This is a genomic window from Legionella quateirensis (assembly GCF_001467955.1).
GTDB classification, from domain to species: Bacteria; Pseudomonadota; Gammaproteobacteria; order Legionellales; family Legionellaceae; genus Legionella; species Legionella quateirensis.
This window is the reverse complement of the sequence record NZ_LNYR01000021.1, coordinates 1-19384: the sequence shown is the minus strand read 5'-3', so window position 1 is coordinate 19384 and position 19384 is coordinate 1. Positions and strand designations below refer to the sequence as shown.

Genomic DNA, 19384 nt, shown 5'->3' with positions numbered 1-19384 from the left:
TCATCCTGAACGCATGAAGGAACTCCAAATGCAGGCACAATGCCACGTTCAGGAGATCCCTCATTGCATTCGGGATGACGATTATGCGGATAATCCGAGAACAATGCGTCATCCTGAACGCAGTGAAGGAACTCCAAATGCAGGCACAGCGCCACATGCAGGAGAACACTCCTTGCAGTTGGGATGATGTTCCCAATGGCTGTTGAGACGTGACCTTATTTCCTGAGGAACTCTCAGTGATTGTTCGCAGAAATCAGCAAAGAGCTAAACATGCATTGCATTAAACATTATTTTGGACTTATAGTGTTCGCCTCGAACATCATATGAAACTTTTTATTAGGGAATAAAGGATGAAAAAGATACTCGTTTCACTTATGTTTCTATTTGCAGGGCAAACTGGTGCGACGCCCTACTGTAACGGTATTCATACCTGGCATAACGTGAATTCCAAAGAAGGACAATGGAATATTACTTTGCGAACGATAAGTCAGGAGGGTTCTTTTTCTGATTCAGTGTGCAATTCAATAAATAGTGCACTACTTAGTCCAGAGTCAACCTTTATCTATGGTTTTGGTTTTTCCAGAGACGCTGATTTTGACATAGCATATACCCTGACTGCTGTAAGACAGGACCCAGCTTTTGAATCCAGAGCTTGTGTTTTTGTTATTACTGCAAAGGGTCCTGCGCAACCGGATATTACCGCTTTAAGTTATCATGGTGCCGTTTGTGAATGGACAAGAATACCGGGGGTAGGTGAGGATTTTGTCGTTGGTTAACCATTGTTGGGGTTAAATTAATATTTCGTTAAGCAATTGTGTATAAAATATGCATTTTGTTTTGTTGTTTTATATATGAAGGTTTTATACGTTCCCTATCCCCGCGAAAACGCAGGTGATTTAACCAAACTAGTTGATATTTGGAAAGAAAATCACCTGAAAAATTATAATAGTCCAATACAAATAATGTATTTTAATGAAGATGCAGGTAAAGCTCTAAGGAATGTTACGTTCGAAGTGTTTATTTGCATTCATGGATCTGAAGATCCTTCCTTTATGTTTTTTGGTAATCATGTTGATTATTCAAAGGCAGATTTTATTGACATCCAGACTGTTGCTGATCGTTTTAATCAGGATTTTTTATACTACTCATCTCAAATTATCAGTACGCACCTTTATTGTTGTGGAAATCATCAAAAAAATAAGAGCATTGCGGATCAATTTCAGGCTAAAGTGCTCGGAACTACAGGAACAATTAAATATTATGATGGTTCAATAACCGCACTAGATGAACAGGGCAAACAGTGGAGCTATAGAGGGTCTAAACCGGTACCCGTGGTTGACACTGTCCGAACTATTTTTGCTCCTAATATTTCTTTGAATTTCGAGATTAATAAGCGAAAGAGTGTTAAACATTTACCCACTTATGAGGATCGCCTTGAGCAAAGACGGAACCAGTTTTTTTCCTATAGTAAAGCAAATCGTTTTAAAACGCTTCAGAAGAGACGTCCGGTTGTCTCTCCTTTACACAAATAAAACGTATTATTATTTTGTACGGTTGTAAGGGGAGAATGAATTAATTACTATAGGACAACTTATCCTTTGATAATGCTTAAACGTATGCATCCCATACTCGCAAAATATTTTCTCGATTATCCTCAAATAATCGCTCCTTTTATGTATGAACAACTTGAACTGTGGGAATCAACCCGTCCTTTGAATGGATTGAACGTAGTTCATCACGTCCCTGTTGTCTCTAATACGGTATTGAAAATAGGGTGTTTGCTCGCAGCCGGTGCTGAAGTTACGGTGACTAATCCTTCCTCTTTCATGACTGCCGATCAAGATGTTGTTTCTTCTTTGGGTTTAGCAGGAGTTCGTTACGTAGACGATATTAATAGCTTGCGAGGAGAGCATTTTGATCTTTATTTTGATTGTGGAGCAGAGCTTTATCAGGCTTTGGGGAAACCTGATATAGGCGCCATAGAGTTAACTGGATCCGGTGATCAGTTTTATCGCAGCCAGTCTCTTGATTTTCCCGTAATCAGTATCGATCCTACTTTGACAAAACAACTTGAAACAGTGTTTGGATGTGCAGAAAGCATTAATTTGGCCATTGCCCAAGAAAAAAAAATTAATCCAGCCGAACAATCCTGGTTAATTTTTGGTTTTGGGAAAATTGGCAGGGGATTGGCCTATTTTTGTGTTCAGAATAACGCATCAGTAACTGTGGTTGACCTGGATGCCAAGCAACGAGATGCGGCTCAGGGCTTGGGTATCTCTGCGATAGATCCGATTAATATCATGGCTTTGAAAGAAGCCGTACTCTCTGCGGATATTATCGTTACAGCTACAGGGAAAAAGTCTATTTTAAATGATTATCCCCTTGAATGGTTTTCAGGAAAAATATTAGCCAATATGGGGATTTATGACGAGTATGGAGAGCAATTTAGTGCTGAGGACGTATTGAATAATAAACAACCGGTGAATTTTATTCTCAAAGATCCGACGCCTATGAAATACATTGATCCCGAGTTTTATATTCATAACTATGCCTCTCTAATGCTTCTGCAAAATAAAATGTCGGATGGGGTTCACGCAGTTCCATTAGAATTGGATCGTCATATCATTCAACGCTGGTGTGAGTTCCATTCATTCCCGTTAAAGACTATTTCGAAGTGGTTTATTACAGATAAAGATTGTTAAGAGAAATCAAGAATTTTGGTTACGTCCCTGAAGATGCGGCTATAAGGCACGCTGATTGTATTTCAATCAGTTCACTCTAGGTTCTGGTGACAATACTCGTGAATAAAATGAATTATTTCCTTTGAAAAACCCGGACTGCTCCATAAATTATTATGATCATAGCCCTGAATCGTTTGCATTTCTTTAGGCTCAAGCGCTTCATTAAAAAGTTGTAACCCTTCAGAATAAGGTACAATCTGATCCTTGGTTCCGTGTAAGACAAGCAATGGAGCATTAATTGTTGCGATACATTTTAACGAGTTGTATTTATCCCAGGGACTAATGAATAACCATGGATAATGGTAACGAGACAATTGTACAAGGGAAGTAAAAGGCGATTGGAGAATAATGGCGCAAAATTGATGCTGATTTGCTAATTTAGTGGCAACTCCAGTACCTAAAGACTCACCAAACAAAACGATTTTTTGGGGAGCAATCCCTTGTTTTAGTAAATACTGTACCGCGGCCTCCCCATCCTTATAAAACCCCTGTTCAGTCGGACTACCAATATTGCCGCCATAACCACGGTATTCCAATAAAAGCAGGCCTATACCTGAATCAAGAAATTGGCGAGCCAGGGGCATCCTATAACCAATATGGCCTGCGTTTCCATGTAAATACAGTATCGTAGGTTGATTTTTGTTTGCCGGTTTGTACCAGGATTTTAATTTCAGATTATCTGCGGTATGTATCGTGACTACAACCATGTCCTGGGCATGGAATTTTTGTAAATTGGGAATGTGTCTATCAGGAAAATAAATTAAATTCCTTTGAAAGACATACATTAATAAAAGTACGCATCCAAAAATAATACCTGCGATTAAGAGTATTTGTTTCACCATACAAGAACTCGCTCATATTATGTTAAGCACATTTTCTACTCTAGGAATATCCATATAAATTTGGGATATTAATTTAAGTTTAGGTGTAATCTCGCGTAATGTGAGATTTTTATTTTTTTCCATTAATTGAACCAGTTCTTGTGCCATAGTGTGGCGTTGTGTTTCTTCTAATTGATCGGCAAGTTTATTTTCAATAATCATATCGAGATCTTTGCCAGTAGGTTCTGGCATGGTTAACTGAGTTAAGCGACCTCTAAAAGCTGGTCCAATTAAGCTGCGTCCCTCCATGCCAATGCCATTAGCTGTTACCAGTAGCATGAACCCTGGAATTTGAGCTTTATGGTGGGTATCTGGATCAAATCCAGATAGAAAAGCATTCATCCAATGCTCAAATCCATCATCAAGCACACTGTTTACTTCATCAAGCCAGACGATTTGGCCTTGATTGAATGCTTTACGAATATAGGTCTTATTTAATTCATCAGGGAGGCTGGCATCAATTTTGATATAAGTTAATGTGTTTTTTGGCGCATCCTCTCCTGGTTTGATTTGTGTATATCCCGATTTGGCAAGACGATATCGGATTAATTCCGTTTTTCCCATGCCAGGACGGCCTTCAATTAAACATCCATTCAACCCCCAAACACAGTCTCTTCGCTCAAGATATCTTTGTTTCCGAATTTCAATGCTACGACGCAAGTTTTTATGTATAGAACTCATTGAGTCCGTAATGACAATATCAGTAACATGGTTATCAACATCAATCTTCCTTTTCTTAAGAAAGGTTTCTGGTTGGTGTTTCAATAGCTGCATAGCAAAAGTAACGACCCATTCCTGTAAATTACGGACGCAGATTTTATGTTCCTGATTGAGTCGGCTTTGTTTGTACTGAGTTAAAAAATGCAGGCATTTATTTTTAAAATCCTGTTCTTTTATATACGGTGCCATCGTGCGATATATCGGTTTTAACAGCTGTTCGTATATAAAATAGGCTGGCATTTCTTCTAAATGAAGCTCAGGGATGTCCTGTTCTGCAAACAGTTTTTGCTTCACTCTCCCTCCGCCATAATTCAGAGCATTGGATGCGCAAACAATCCGGTGTTTGTCGGTGAGTTGATAAATACGACCTTTATAGAGAACGCGAGGATTTCCTCCATCTTTTAAAGGTTCAAGCATGGTTAAGTGCTTGTTGGCAATGTTCACTTCATCTAAAAACAGTACTTTGATTTTATCACTGTCATCCAAAGCAAATTCTTCAAAATGTTCCAACTCATGATAGATCGTGTAGTGTTCCGGGTACTTTCTTTTGAGTTCCCTGATTAAAAAGGTTTTCCCTACCCCTGTTTTTCCTATCATCGCTATAATGGGATGATTATTTATGGCATCAATTAGAACCGCCAAACGATCAAACAAATAACGCTCTGCTTTTTGTGTTGAATCACTTAAGTCCATACTGGCATCAGTGAGTTCTTTATAGATGACGTTCGGTTTCTGTTCATTTTTAGCTGTAAATTCGATTGATTTAACCCTATGTTTCGGTAAAAAACGCAGATCAGGACGGCATTTTTTATCTATTGATAGAATCAGTTGACCTGGCCATGGTTTATCGTTTTGAGATGCTTGCGATAAGATAATCGGTTGTAAGGCATGCAGTAATGCGGTCGAGAACTCTCCATAAAGTACTACAGTTTTACCTTGTTTCAGGGCCTTGAGGACATCGCTTGTCTGTTCATTAAAATCAGTAAACTGATTATTCTGATAGTGATAGCTAACGCAGGTCATCAGGTCTTGATAATTATAATCTTCAATTGCAAAACACAAGGTATTTTCGTCTGCTGTCTTGCATTTTTGGGGTTGGCTGCTTAAATAAACTAACGGCTCATCAATGGAGTCGCCCCTAATCGGTTCGGGTTTCGGTTTTTGATTTACTATTATTTTATTAGGTATAACAACCCCTTTGGCACAAAACAAGGTTAATTCAACCTGATAAAATTGAGCACGTTCTAATAAACAGTACCATTGATTATCAGATAACTCTGACGTAATAAACAGACTCAGTCTGTTCCCTTTAGCTTGTTCTAACCAACCCGGTATTATTTGGTATTGGCCTTGATCAATTTTTTTATTGGTTAATAAAAAATCAAAGAGTTCTGTGTTGATTACCTGACATTCTGGTGGTAATTGCGTACTATTGATTTTCCTTATCAAATCTACCGGTTGAAACTTTTTAAAATTAAATTCAGTACTTTCTAATTGAAACTGGACCTGTTTCGGTACGGGTATTTTGGCATGGTGATATTCGAGGTAACCTTGGGCTTTGGCTCTCTGTAATAAAGTATTCAGTTGCTGTTTAGCGTCTACAGGAATATTACTCAGATTAATCAATAACGTTTGAGGATTATTATCTTCTAAAGCTAAAACAAATTCAGATTTATGCCATTCTAATTGATTGTTATTTAATAATATCGGGCCAAATAAGGTTTCTTGCCAATCAGGTAAGCCTTTTAAATCAACGTTATAATGTCGAGCAGCCTGATCTATCGGGCGTTCAGGCACTGGCAGTACTGGTTTTATTAAATGCGGATGCCTTGATACAAAGGAACTGTCATTAGATAATTCAGGGCACAGACTGTAAATTTTAAAGTTTAATTTTTTGTTATATAAACTGTGTTTCTTATCAATAATACTATTAAGCGCTACTTGTTGTTGCGGACTGAATGCTGCCCAGTCGATTAGTATCATCGCATCAGGATTTCCGCGAATTTCTTTTTTGAACAGATCAAGGGCATCAATCGTTGATATAGTCGGTGCATTGGATTCAAGATGAATCTGGTCTTTACCCACTTTAATTTGATTCGGGTCATGTAAAAAAAATACCGGTCGGTTATGTGATTTTGCCTGATGTAAAAATTGTTGCGCACAAAGCTCTCTGTTTTGATGAATCAATAGTACCGGGAACTGTGTGTAGTCAAATACCTGTTCCAAATGGTTCACTATTTTGGGTGTTTGATGGTTGCTTATAAGAGTCTCCAGTTGTTGAAAAGTACTGGTAGAATTCGAATCTTCTTTAAACCCATTAATGCGGAATTGATTCGGTGCGCAGGGATTGGAACCCGATGAGCTTGCTTGGGCATTAGGTATCTGATTATTATTTGAAGATGAAATGTTCTGACTATTTTGAGCAGATGAACTGGGTTGCGCTTTATAGGAATGACGATTGTCATAACTCCGATGAGACTGGATCCCGCCTAAGTCGATTTGTAACCAGCGTCCTTCAAGATCCCTGATTTCCAGTCGTATGTGGTTATTATCAATATCCACTAGTCGAGCCCGATCTTTGGTTGCGGGATTTTTAGCTATTTGAAACCACACCGCATAACACCGCTCTTGACCGCTACCCTGCCCAGCTTTATAGAGGCGTTCAAACCATTCAGGAAACGTTTCTGTAATGAGCTTTGATATGGATTCTTTACTTTCAGGGGTATAATTTGGCAAATTCAGGTAGTTATCCAGAATCTCTTTAATGGGATCATTTGTGTTTAGACATCCATAATTCATTGTATTTTGTGGCTCAGGGGCTTTTATTACATAGCTTAGCGTGCATTCTCTATCCGTTTTTACATAATAAAAATCATCAGAACCCCTCATGAGTTCTATTTCGACACCTTGGGAATCAAGGGCGATTAGATCATCTTGTGCGTCTGCCGAGAGTAGACGAACGGGTTGATTGGCAGCTATCTGTAGAGTCAGATGATAGTAAAAACCATCTTGCCTCAATCTGCATTCATTAATTAATTCAGGAGTTAATTGTTGAGGCAGTGGCAATGAATACAGTTCAGGGATTTGATAGTGCTGGCTACTCAAATCTTCATTAAGCTCAATAATACCTGTCCGCATGCGATGCGGTTTTGTTCCTCGCCCATTGAGTAATTCACCGGTTTTTACCATGTTGAAAGAATTACTACTATTGGATGATAGGGTTGAGTTGGGTAAAGCGTTATTCGCTACAAATAGTGATGACGAGGATCTGAACGGTGAAGCTGCTCCCTGATCTGATGATTCTCCAGTTAAACTCATTAGATTATGGGATAATTCGAGTTTGGGTGTATGTGATTTTTTTAGCTTTATTTCTTTTTTGTAATTAATTTTATAAGGAAGATGACATGATTGGTTCATTAATGATTCAGGTACACTTAAATGAGTTAATTTGGGACAATATTGACTGAGATCATCAAAGAACTGTTGGATTTTAAGTGGACTGGCAGTACAAAGATTTATCTTTAAGGAAATTAAATTCGGGAAATTTCTGAAATTAATTTCCAGGGTATCCTCCAACATACCTATATTTAATGCAGTACATTCGTTGTATTGAGGTACTCGTTCAGGATGTGAAAATGCAGGAGTATAAAGAAGCATTTGCATATCGGTATAGTTCACTCGATTCATGTTTAAACTATCGTGGTTTTCAAATATTGCACTATTCTTTCCTCCTCTTTGGGAAATAAAACCACTCAACTGTTGTTCCTTTGTAATAACAGGAATCTGCTCCGCAATAATCTGGTCTGCTAAATCATGGCAAAGATAAGCGAGTTGGTTGTAAAATAATACTAATGAATTTACAGCAGAGTCATTTTTGTCTAATTGCTTCAGCATATGGGCAATAAATTGAGGCTTTTGCCAATCAGGATTGGTGAAACGAGGAGGAGCCTCTCTAAATTTAGCTTTATTAGGATAGAGTTTCATTAATTTTAATGCGACTTCCGGGGGTAATGTATTAACGTACAATAATGTGCGCGAGTCTTCTAACACTATTTTGTATTCTTCAATTATTTGATCGTATTGTTCTGGATACAGTGACAATAAAGTTATCACATCTGAAGAGTAACGAACCTGAGGTTGAAATACATCATAAAGGCTGCGTTTCAATTCCTGATAGGTTAAACGTTCAATATCAAAAAAAGTGAGTTGAGTGTTTAGATATTTAAGAAGATAAGAAGCCATTTTTGGATTTCTTCGAAGAATAGCTATAAATTGATTTTTGTTTAATTGATTTAACAGGGGGATATTTTCAAAAAAAAACTCAAATTCAGGAGGCTCACAAGCCAGATAGTTTATTAAAAATTCAATGGTACTTAGATAAGGCTCTACTAACTCATTTAACTGTGCTTTAGTACTTTTGGCATTCTGAAAGATAATCCAAAAATCAGGTGCGGAGAATGTGAACGATTGTGGGTTCATTTCATATAATATAAGCATTTCATGATGTTGAATAATACTGTCAGCATCTTCAGGAACGGCATTAATATACGCTGACAGTTGATACAATCTCCTCGGTGGAGAATGTCTGAAAATTGCATGAGCCTTATGTGGAAACACCTCAACTAATTCACTAGCGTCTAATTCTCTAGCATCAACTAAGTTAAGCAGGATATCTAATCGCTCTTCAAGATTTGGATAAGCCAATTGTAAACGGGTTAAATCAGAGGCTGTTTGTAACCTGAACTGTTCTAAGGGTAATTGGTGCACATTCAGTTTATTTTTTAAAAGGATGTAATAATCCATATTTGTTGTTGGTGATTGACCAATAAGATCATAACAAAAGGGGATAATGGTAGTTCTTAATTCCGGGAGCTTGTGATAGAACACTGAAACCAGTTCATGGGTGATCAGATTTATATTCTGCTCAAGCAGTTGAAGAGCGAGATAGGGGTATTGTATTAGTTTATCGATTAAATCAGTTCCATTGGAACACTCCATCTGTGGGTTCATACAAATGGGATAATCTGCTGCTTTCATCACTTGATTTTGTGCGGTAATCGCATAGGGTATATGAATGGAGTAAGGTGACGCATCGTAAAATCTGTATTCTGGATTGGATGAAGCGGAATCTTCATTAGCCCCATAATTTTTTGAGACAAGGTGTCTTTTTTGCTGATGCATGCACGCAAAAAGGTCTTGACTTCGCTCATTATTCAGTACCACCGTTTTATCTCGGACAAGATTTTTGCCAGCCGTCAGTTGTTCATAATCTGTTGATTCATCGAATTGACCAAGGAAGTCAATGTCCTCTTCAAAATTGTGATCCGGTTCATTACAGGAAACCAGTGATTTTCTTCCCTCTCGTTCTATGCACAAATAGATATGAATCTCCTGGCGTTTAAACCATTCAATCTGGGCAATTAAATCATGTTCTTGCAAACCGTTTATATAAAAATGGGTATCAATAATCAGCGTTTTTGCCTGTTTCTGCAGCTTTGGCGAAGTAGTCGATTGCCATGGAGAGCCATTAAGTGCCGCAACGGGTTTGAATTGGGCGGCAGGAGAAATAAAAGAGTCTTTTGTTTTGGGTACGTAAAATAGCCAATCAGGTAAAAGATGCTCGTTCCATTCAGTAACCGGACAATTAATATCGTATTTTGAGTTAATGGGTTCTAACCAAGGATTCGTTTTTATGGGATTCATTTTTATGGGAAGCATGATAATTGGGTAAATAAATTAGTATAGGGATTCAAGTTATTGACTTCATAACCTGGTAATAATCTACACTACTTACAGAAGAGAAGGGATATTCATCTTCACTGTAAGGAATGTAAATTCACAGGAATTACAGCGAAGTTGGGTCTTTATGGGGAGTACATTCAACGTCATATAGGTTCATTTCAAGAATGTGTGACATCATCGCTCTCTTACATTAATCGGTAACAACTACGCAAATTATATCACAAATGAAATTAATTTACTCGGCATCACTTTCTTTAAGCGTTACAACTCGTGGAGTGAACATATAACCGCCGTTGCGAATGGTTTTAATCAAAGCGGGTTTTTTTGCATCGACTTCTATTTTTTGGCGTAATCGACTGATCTGTACATCAATTCTTCTATCAAATGGGGTCAGGTCCGTATTTTTGGTGATTTGAAGTAAAAATTCTCGGTCCAAAACCCGTTGCGGTTGCTGAACGAAGGTTAAGAGCAAGTCATACTCACCGGCGCTTAATTGTAATTCCTGATTATTTTCACCAAATACTTGTCTGGATGCTGGATAAAGACGCCAGTTCGTAAACATTAAAACATCTTTTCCATGCGCAATTTTTTGCTGAGCGCGTATGACTCGACGGGCAATAGCTCCTATTCGTGCATGAAGTTCGCGAGGATAAAGAGGTTTCGTCATGAAATCATCGGCACCTGCTTCAAGCATGGCAATGCTGACTTCCTCATCCCGGGAGTCGCTTATGATAATGATCGGAACGGGGTAGTTGTTATAAAATTGTCTTATGGTTTCTGGTTCATTTTTTAAAATAGACCAATGAATTAAAATGGCTGTTGGCATTCCCTGTTCAAGATGAATGGGATAAAGGTTTTTTTGTTGTACTATATCCAGATTAAACTTTGCAAAATAATCCTTCAGCTCATCACTGACTGGTGTTGTGTCAATAACGAGCAAATAGTGGCTCTGCGACATCAATTTGCTCCTGAAGGTTAAAAAAATAATGCTCTAATTTTGACAAGATAATCTTCTTCTTGCAATTAATTTTATGCATTTATTAAGAATAGTTCATTTTAATTCAGTCATTTGCTTTTTACTTCAAGAAAACCGATATAAATGGTCATTCTCACAATTCAGGGAGTTACATATTTTTAATTTCAGTGCTATTGTTAAAGTTCGAGCTTCAGGATGATGCTTGAGGAGAAATGGATGACTCAAAATACACCTGGTTTATCGCATTGGTTACTTACGGACGATTATCGAGCCAAAGCTCAACTCAAATATGAACTGAAACATTTGGAAAGCCGTCTACATAAATATCTGGATGTTCACAGTGAACAGGATTATTGTCACGAAGAAATAAATACATTATGTGCTCATTTGGCTCAACGATATTTGGATTATTTAAAACTCGTAGATCCTGATTCGGATTTTATTGTTCAAAACACCAACGATGAAACTAAAACAATCAACTTGCTGGAACAATTCTCGATTATTTCTCAATTAAAACAACGGTTATCCAAAATTGCTGATCAGGAAGAAGAGTCCAGACTGATTGCTGAGATTGCATCCCTGTATCATCAGTGTGCCCATTCAACGGGTTCATCTTCTACCGTCGCAAGCAGAAAACTTATTGAGTACAGTGGATGTTGTGACGAACTGAAACAATTATTTCATCATACTAATCTTAAATTATGGTTGTCTGCATTGGTTGCATACTGGAATCACAGTACGCGTCAGGATGAAGAACTGTCTGTTTTATTTCGTGATTGGCATCATGATGAGCTGCAATTGGCACTTGATTTTTTTTCTGAGCCGCACTTGGTTAATTTGGTTAACGCGATATTTTTCTATAAGTTGTATCCGGACAAGTTATTTAATGAATTGATTCATCCCGAAAAACTGGTATCGGTTCGTATGCGATTAGGATTTTTACATGAATTCATAGAGTTATTACAGCAGCAATTATATCAAGTATCTTTGCAACAAGGACTAAAATCCGGAGTTGATTTGTTATTTCATGGAGAAGATCTTCCTCAAGGAATTTTGATAGAGGTTGATGACGAATTTAGAGAAATTATTCAATTGGCCGTTAAAAATCTAAAAGTAAAATTTACTCCTGAAAATGAAGAACAGGTCACTAGTGAGCGATTACATGATTTGGGTAGAGCTTATAAATTCTGGTTTAATCCGAATCGATTAATTGATGCAGTAATGGTATTACAACAACGTTTAGTTAAAGATTCGATATCTGATGATGATAGGATTGCTCTATTTCATCAAGAAATGTTAATTTTATATCGTCAGTTAACAACTACAGAGTGCCTTGATTTATATGGGTATTTTGCAAATAAAGACAGTCGCTATTTACTGTATACTCTGTTTACCATAGTACAGGATAAGATCCTGGATTGGTTACCTCCGTTGAGCAAATCAGAAAAAAATGCAGTAACTAGTGTTTTTCATGCCTTGCAATGTGTCATGGAAGCGTTGCGTGTGGAATTAAAAAACAGACATGTGACCACGGAGCCTTATGTTTATGATTTGGAAAAACAATACGTTCAGGCACGGCGCCGTAACCGCGATGCAGTATTCCGGCTCATTGCAATTTATGGTCGAGAGCCAATTACTATTAGTGATTCGGTAGAGAAGTTATTTGGCTATATTGAGGATCATAATTAGGTGTGATTACTTTATGGAATAGGAAATGCGAGTTTTTTTCCATAAAAGTTTTGCAGATCTTTGGCTAATTGTGCCGCTGGTGTGGATTTGGCAAAATCACTATCCAAATTATCAATCCATTGTCCAGTCTTCAGATTTTGAATAACAGGGATGTAAGAATTATCATCCGGATACAGAGCCAGTATCCAATTGCCCCTGATTACGCCATACAGTTTATCATGATTTATTTTGATTAATTCATTAGGTTTTAATTCCAGTTCCCCTGTCTTTGGGTTTACATTATAAATCTTATGCCCAATTTCTATGGCTTTTTCTTTGGAGAAATCCTGATTGGGGTACATGCCACTTTCAATAAAAAATGTACGTTGTGGTAAAGGTGATTTTGAATTCAGCACGGAATTCAGTAATGAAATACCGTCCATATTGTGTTTCGAGCCTAAATGCAAGAACGAGAGTATGGTTGGAGCAAGATCAATTAAAGCCACTCGTGTTTTGATTTTATCTGTTCCGGTAATCAGTGTTCCATGGTTAAAAATCTTGAATGCCAATACACTGTGATATTGTTTGGGGCTTAAAATATCTGACCCATGCCCCGCGCTTTTATCCAAATCTGTTGCTGTTTTATTTTTAAAATACTCCGCCAGTCGGCTGCTTAAAGAACTTTGATAATTCTGGTAATTGGTGAGTCTTGAATTCGGATAGTATAAGGCTTCCCCATGATCACTCAGGATAATGACCAGGCTGTTCGTGAAATAATGATTTTGTTCCAGATAGTTATAAAAGGAATGGAATTGTTTGTCTACTCGTTTGAGTGCGCTTTGATAGAGGGAGTCACGCTTGCTGAGACTAAACTCATTATTTACTTCATCAGGTAATGATTTTGCCCAAGCATAAGGCCAATGCGGAAGGGCGAAATGTACTGCTAGAAAGATCGGTTTATTCCTTGGTTGATCTGCCAATTCCCGTTCCAGTTTGGCACTGAACGTATTGGGATAATAAGAAAAAAAACTGGCTCGGTTTGAATAATTATAGGGAAACAACCAGGAACTGATCTGAAAATTAATGAGTAAATTTCCCAGGGGTAAATCATTGAACGATCCTAAAATAATGTCGTTGACACCTAATTTGGGACCTATTAATTTTTTAAATCCAAAGTCTTGATCGAGACCGTTAAATCTTCGATCATCCGTTGCATATACGGTGTTATAACCCAGTTTATTCAGCTCCCATATAATGCTTGCCTGATTATTAACAGTGGACTTTGCAACCAGATTTTCATCCGCGTGGTGATGTTCTGAATATAAGCCGGTCAGGATAGAACACCATGCCGGATAGGTTCTGGCCAGTGGGCTGATTGCATTCGTAAACTGAGTGCTGTTATTTAATAATTGATAAAGAAATGGCATGTTTTTTTTCTTTACGCTTTCCGGGCTTAACGAATCTATCCCCAGAATAATGATGTTGGGCTGTGAATTAATATCAGGAATTGGGATGGATTTGGAAGAAAAGAAACTCATATATAGGATTATGGGAATCATCAGTACTAACAGGGCTGCACTGCTGCGGTAGAGCAGACGGTTTAGTAATAACAAGCCTAAACTCAATAATGAAAGACGGTACAGAATCAATATGTACAATTCAGGTATAGGGGGTGAAAAGAGTTTGCTGAACATGCTTAAAGGAAAATAATAGGCATTTGCACTGAGTATGAGGCAAGCAAATAAGGACCAAATGCAGAGTTGCCATTGTTCGGCTGAAAAATGATGCCAGGAACGATTTAAAATCCCCATCAATAACCAGGTCTGGATTAAAGATAGAATTAAATAAAGGACAATATGAGTGCAAAGTGTTCCTGCAAATTCAAGATATATCTGCAAAGGAAGTTTAATTGAGCTAACGAGACTTTCCGATTGCGAATAAATAAGAACTAACTGTAAACCTAAAAAACACAGGTTATATAAAGCAAAATGACCGAAGTGTGAGAGCGCTGATCGATCGTGCCTCATGATGTCTGTGATGCAGGGTAGTTAAGATGCCAATTATAAACATAACTATCAATAGTATTGATGTGTTTTAACTGACTGAGCAATGGCTCATGAGCAAATTGCAATAAATGCCTTATTACATCCTGCTTTGTGCCGCCATAATCCTCTTCATACCAATCATACAATTTGGAAATGATCAGTTTTCCCTCAATTACCTGCACACCTCTGAGTGAGTTGATATAGGTTGACGCCGCATCATTTAATTGTTGTTCCAGTCGTACTCCCTGGTATGCCTGTTTACTTAAGTTGGGTGCGCCTATGGTTGCGTTATTGAGTGCATAATGAGTCCGTGGGTCATTCCATACCGGTCGAATAATGCGGTTATTTATATCGTCCAGTGATAATGTTGTATCTTTTATGGTCAGAAGGTTCGCTCCCCAGGGGCCTACGCTGAATAACCCTGGTGAAATATTGATTTCCTGAATGTTAGCTATGGGGTAATAGTTTGCAACTGTTTGTACCGTCAGGGCATTATACAGATTAATCCAATAAGCCAGTTGTTCTTGTCGGTTGTAATTATCAATGTCAATCTGGGACATTGCTTTTACATAGTTTTTTAGCAAATTCAAATCCTGTTGAGTTAAATGTGCATAATCAATCAGGTTAATATGTTCTTCATTTGTAATGACGTGTTTATCCAGGAAATTCTGCCAGGCCTGGTGAGATATGGTTTCAGTTGAGAGTGGGTTATTAACCTCCCATTTGGGCCATAGACTTTTATGGAAGGATGCATGAGCTAATCCGGCTATGATGGCCATGATTAGAATCATGACGCATTGATTTAGGGTCTTCTTGTGTATTTTTACACTAAACATTAATCGTTGCTCGGTTTCTTAAGGCACTGCCTATGGTATTGCCATCTAAAAATTCTAACTCCCCACCTGAAGGGATACCATGTGCCAGTTGGCTGATATTGATTGGTTCATTTCGCAATAATTGATGAATAAAATGCACCGTTGTTTGTCCCTCAACACTTGGGCTTAAAGCAATAATTACTTCTTTTATTCCTTCTTGTATGATCAGATTTTTAAGTCTGGGCAAACCGATGTCATCAGGACCAAGACCATCAAGAGGGGATATTTTTCCCATCAGGACAAAATAGGTACCTTGAAAGGCATTACTTTGTTCGATGGCGGAAACATCAGCAGGGCTTTCTACCACACAAAGTAAGGTCGGATCTCTATTCATATTTTGACATAAGGTGCATAAGGTGTGTTCGGTGTAATTATTACAGCGTTGACAATGGTTGATATGATTCATGGCGTGTTCTAGACAGGAAGCGAGGTGTAAACCTCGCTGTCTTTGGTTTTGAAGCAGGTGAAACACCATGCGTTGTGCTGATTTGGGACCTACACCTGGCAGGCAGCGGAGCGCTTCTACCAGACGAGTTAGAGTATCCATATTTAGGCTTATTCCCCTTTATCGCCTTTATCACCACCCATTAAATCAGTAGGAATATTAAGACCAGCAGTTAATTGGCTGATTTTTTCCTTGGATGCTTTTTCAATTTTACGCACTGCATCATTAACTGCTGCAGCAACTAAATCTTCCAACATTTCAACATCTTCATCCATCAATGTGGGTTTGATTTTAACTTCAGTTACATCATGTCGACCATTCATTTTAATAAGAACCATGCCACCACCGGATTCACCACTGACGACTAACTGGCTTAGTTGTTGTTGCGCTTCTTGCATGCGTTGTTGCATTTTTTGCGCTTCTTTCATTAGATTACCAAGATTTTGATTAATATCCATTACTGCCTCGTTTATTTATGGTTAGGTATATTATTATAAGTCATCTTTGAGTGGGACAATAGAATTTTTGACCAATTCTGCTGAAAATTCTTGTTGAATCTGCTGAAACAGAGGGTCATTATGTAGTGCAGCCTCTGCTTTTTGCTGTTTTTGTTGCGTTGCTCTTTCTTTTTGCTGCGCTGGCGTAGCCTGTACAGATTCTTTGCTATTGAGAATAATTTTAACTGGACTTTGATAATAATCGGTCAATGCGGCTTCAATTCGGCTGGTAGTTGTTGGAGTAAACAGAGATTCATGCCCTTTAGCTACCCTCAAGGTAATGTCACGCCCGTCTTTATCAACAAACTCCGCATTTTCGATTGCATTGAGTGCAAAACCGCTCAGTTTGAGTTCCGGAATAATACTGGCCCAGTTTTGGGCTTCAATGGGAATGGTTTGTTTTATTTCAGTTTGTTTTATTTCAACTGATGGCTCTGTGATTAATTCACCGGGTTTTACGGTGGATGGTGTATTTTCAATAAGAGGACTGGCACTTTCTTTAATTGATTGAACGGGTTCTGTTTGCGGTACCTGGATCGCCATTGCCGGTTGAGCAATCACATTACTTTGTTGAATGGCTAACGGGGGTATTGTTGCGGCAGGAGCCGGCCTAAAGGTTAACATGCGTAATAAGGTCATGTTAAACCCGATAGCCAATGTTGGAGCAAGATGGATTTCTTCTCGTCCTTTCAGGCCAATCTGATAGAATAATTGAATGTCTTCATTTGAAAATTGTTTTGCCAGATTTTTGATTTCATCTGTTGGATTTATTAAAGGATTCATGTCCCCAATACTTTGGTATACGGCAATTTGATGGAGGTAATTCAGTAGTTCATCTATAACATACTGAAAGTGCCCCCCTTCAATTGCAATGTGCTGGCTTAAAGTCAGCATGGCAGGGCCGTTTTGTTTTGCCAGAGCATCCAGGAGTTTGACCGCATAATCTTGCTGTGTGTATCCGAGGATTGATTTTACATCACTGGCCAGCAGCTGTTCATTACAGCTGGTTATAGCTTGATCCAGAAGACTTAAGGCATCGCGCATACTGCCTTGAGCTGCCTGGGCAAGTATATCCAGGGCTTGAACTTCATAATTTAATTCTTCGTCTTTTAGAATAAGTTGAAGATGCTTGCTGATCAGATCTGCTGGCAAGTGTTTCAAATTAAATTGTAAACAACGGGATAACACTGTCACCGGTAATTTTTGTGGATCTGTTGTTGCCAGAATGAATTTTACATGAGCGGGTGGTTCTTCCAATGTTTTTAAAAGTGCATTGAAGCTGTGTTGGGACAACATATGCACTTCATCAATCAAGTAAATTTTAAAGCGACCGTTGGTCGGTGCATACTGCACATTGTCAAGTACATCACGCGTATCTTCGACACGGGTTTTGGAGGCACCATCAATTTCTATAAGATCGATGAAACGGCCTTGTTCAATAGCAGTGCAGGCATCGCATTGAAGACAGGGTTCTGAGCTGATTCCCGTTTCACAGTTAAGTGCTTTCGCTAAAATTCGGGCAACACTGGTTTTGCCCACGCCGCGGGTACCTGTGAATAGATAAGCATGATGTAATCGCTGTTGATTCAGCGCATTAATCAACGCTTTATTGATATGTTCCTGGCCAACCAGTTGGGAAAATGTGCGTGGTCGCCATTTACGGGCAAGTGCCAGATAGCTCATACAGGTTTTCACAAATTGGGTGGCAGCTCTAAGAGCCACACCTCGGCGCCCGAATCAATCGTTACCGCTGCTCCCTTCCGGGCCTGACGGGGTTCACAATCTATCGTCGCGAGGGGACCAATAGAGCCACCATAGTTGAATTGCGAAGAGTAACAAAAAAACTATGGGAGCGCCAGATCCCGGTACAAATTTTATTAGAAGCTGATTTAAAAAAAGGGGGATACATACAAGAAGTGTGTGTTGGGTAACGATAGAAACATCATTCAACCTGGCCAGCCAGAACGGGGTGTCTTCTTGTAATAGAAATTGATTAATCGTATTGTGAGTATTAAATCAAATAACTTGTGGTTAAACGAATGGAATCAAAAATCAGATATCTCATTGTACTGTGCAGTATGATGGTCTCATTTCATGTACAGGCCATATGCGTTAAAAACATCACTCATTTTTCTTTATACTATGAGATTGAAAATCGAAATACTCAGTATCCGGCTCCCAAAGTGAAATTTCATAGCGGTATTGCGAACAGTAACGAAAAAAAATGCCATGGCCATACGGATGAACCGGGTGATGAATGGAAAATATATCGTTTCGACTTGGTAAAGATATTCAAAGTCGAAGAAAATGGAGAAAAGGTATTGGCGTGCTACAAGATGGTAGAAGGAATTGCTAATAGATTGGATGTTCGATTTCACAAACGAGATAATTCATGGTGGTGTCTGGATAAAGACGATTACGAGGATTGAGAATAAGAAATCAATTAACAGGTACAGGATTTGATGCAATGAGCGTGTTCAATCGAATTAAGCACACTCATGTGACTTCAACTTAAACTCTTAATTCGATTAACTGCCGATTAAGAAATACAACCCTTTTGCAAAATGGAGTCATTGAGTCGTTTCGAATTGATCAATTGAACACTAAAAATCAAATTCTTACTCCTTATATATGGCAAATAAAATAAAAGCAGAATTTTAGAAAAAAATGCAAAAAGTATTTGACACTGATATGGAAATCAGTAGAATACGCAACACGCCTTCGGGGCAGGTTCATTAAGAATTGAGAAGACAAACTGTGTGGGCGCTTTGAAGAAATTTGAGTGCTTAATAAA

General features: G+C 38.4%; 14 protein-coding genes and 1 other RNA gene. 6 read left to right on the top strand and 9 right to left on the bottom strand.

Translation table 11 applies throughout. The features are described from left to right. From Lqua_RS08185 to Lqua_RS08170, 4 genes are all read left to right on the top strand, one after another. Positions 1–187, top strand: a 187-nt coding sequence (locus Lqua_RS08185) for a hypothetical protein (RefSeq protein WP_238585552.1), incomplete at its 5' end; no start/stop codon positions are given. Positions 188–350: 163 nt separating this feature from the next. After that, positions 351–776 carry a hypothetical protein gene (locus Lqua_RS08180; protein WP_058473797.1) on the top strand — a complete coding sequence of 142 codons (426 nt, stop codon included), beginning with the start codon at positions 351–353 and terminating at the stop codon, positions 774–776. Between the two features lie 75 nt (positions 777–851). Further along, entirely contained in the window at positions 852–1532 is a 681-nt protein-coding gene (locus Lqua_RS08175; RefSeq protein WP_058473796.1) for a hypothetical protein, read from the top strand. A gap of 84 nt (positions 1533–1616) precedes the next feature. Further along, on the top strand, positions 1617–2702 hold the full coding sequence (locus Lqua_RS08170; protein ID WP_058473952.1) for an NAD-binding protein: 1086 nt from the start codon (positions 1617–1619) through the stop codon (positions 2700–2702). Between the two features lie 71 nt (positions 2703–2773). On the opposite strand, the gene Lqua_RS08165 is transcribed toward Lqua_RS08170, so the two are convergent. The 3 genes from Lqua_RS08165 to Lqua_RS08155 all read right to left on the bottom strand — a co-directional run bounded on the left by Lqua_RS08165 (position 2774) and on the right by Lqua_RS08155 (position 11042). Then, positions 2774–3583, bottom strand: coding sequence for an alpha/beta hydrolase (locus Lqua_RS08165; protein ID WP_058473795.1), 810 nt, complete (start codon positions 3581–3583; stop codon positions 2774–2776). Positions 3584–3595: 12 nt separating this feature from the next. Continuing rightward, complete coding sequence (locus Lqua_RS08160) at positions 3596–10045, bottom strand: P-loop NTPase family protein (RefSeq protein WP_133141123.1); 6450 nt, start codon at positions 10043–10045, stop codon at positions 3596–3598. Between the two features lie 274 nt (positions 10046–10319). After that, complete coding sequence (locus Lqua_RS08155; RefSeq protein WP_058473793.1) at positions 10320–11042, bottom strand: winged helix-turn-helix domain-containing protein; 723 nt, start codon at positions 11040–11042, stop codon at positions 10320–10322. Positions 11043–11276: 234 nt separating this feature from the next. Between Lqua_RS08155 and Lqua_RS08150 the strand changes: the two genes are divergently transcribed. After that, positions 11277–12749, top strand: coding sequence for a hypothetical protein (locus tag Lqua_RS08150; protein WP_058473792.1), 1473 nt, complete (start codon positions 11277–11279; stop codon positions 12747–12749). An 11-nt stretch (positions 12750–12760) separates the two neighbouring features. Here the strand turns inward: Lqua_RS08150 and Lqua_RS08145 are convergent, their stop codons facing one another. The 6 genes from Lqua_RS08145 to ffs all read right to left on the bottom strand — a co-directional run bounded on the left by Lqua_RS08145 (position 12761) and on the right by ffs (position 18396). Next, on the bottom strand, positions 12761–14755 hold the full coding sequence (locus Lqua_RS08145; protein WP_058473791.1) for a sulfatase-like hydrolase/transferase: 1995 nt from the start codon (positions 14753–14755) through the stop codon (positions 12761–12763). Further along, positions 14752–15552 (bottom strand): DUF547 domain-containing protein, encoded by an 801-nt coding sequence (locus Lqua_RS08140; RefSeq protein WP_115148791.1) that lies wholly within the window; start codon positions 15550–15552, stop codon positions 14752–14754. Before Lqua_RS08140 ends, Lqua_RS08145 begins: the two co-directional genes overlap by 4 nt. A gap of 49 nt (positions 15553–15601) precedes the next feature. After that, positions 15602–16195, bottom strand: coding sequence for a recombination mediator RecR (recR, locus tag Lqua_RS08135; protein WP_058473789.1), 594 nt, complete (start codon positions 16193–16195; stop codon positions 15602–15604). 8 nt (positions 16196–16203) lie between these two features. Further along, positions 16204–16551 carry a YbaB/EbfC family nucleoid-associated protein gene (locus tag Lqua_RS08130; RefSeq protein WP_058473788.1) on the bottom strand — a complete coding sequence of 116 codons (348 nt, stop codon included), beginning with the start codon at positions 16549–16551 and terminating at the stop codon, positions 16204–16206. Positions 16552–16584: 33 nt separating this feature from the next. After that, positions 16585–18273, bottom strand: coding sequence for a DNA polymerase III subunit gamma/tau (gene dnaX, locus Lqua_RS08125; RefSeq protein WP_058473951.1), 1689 nt, complete (start codon positions 18271–18273; stop codon positions 16585–16587). A 26-nt stretch (positions 18274–18299) separates the two neighbouring features. Next, an RNA gene (gene ffs, locus Lqua_RS17715) (signal recognition particle sRNA small type) lies at positions 18300–18396 on the bottom strand. Positions 18397–18629: 233 nt separating this feature from the next. Between ffs and Lqua_RS08120 the strand changes: the two genes are divergently transcribed. Next, positions 18630–19019: a hypothetical protein gene (locus Lqua_RS08120; RefSeq protein ID WP_133141124.1), complete on the top strand. Its 390-nt coding sequence runs from the start codon at positions 18630–18632 to the stop codon at positions 19017–19019. Positions 19020–19384 lie beyond the last annotated feature (365 nt).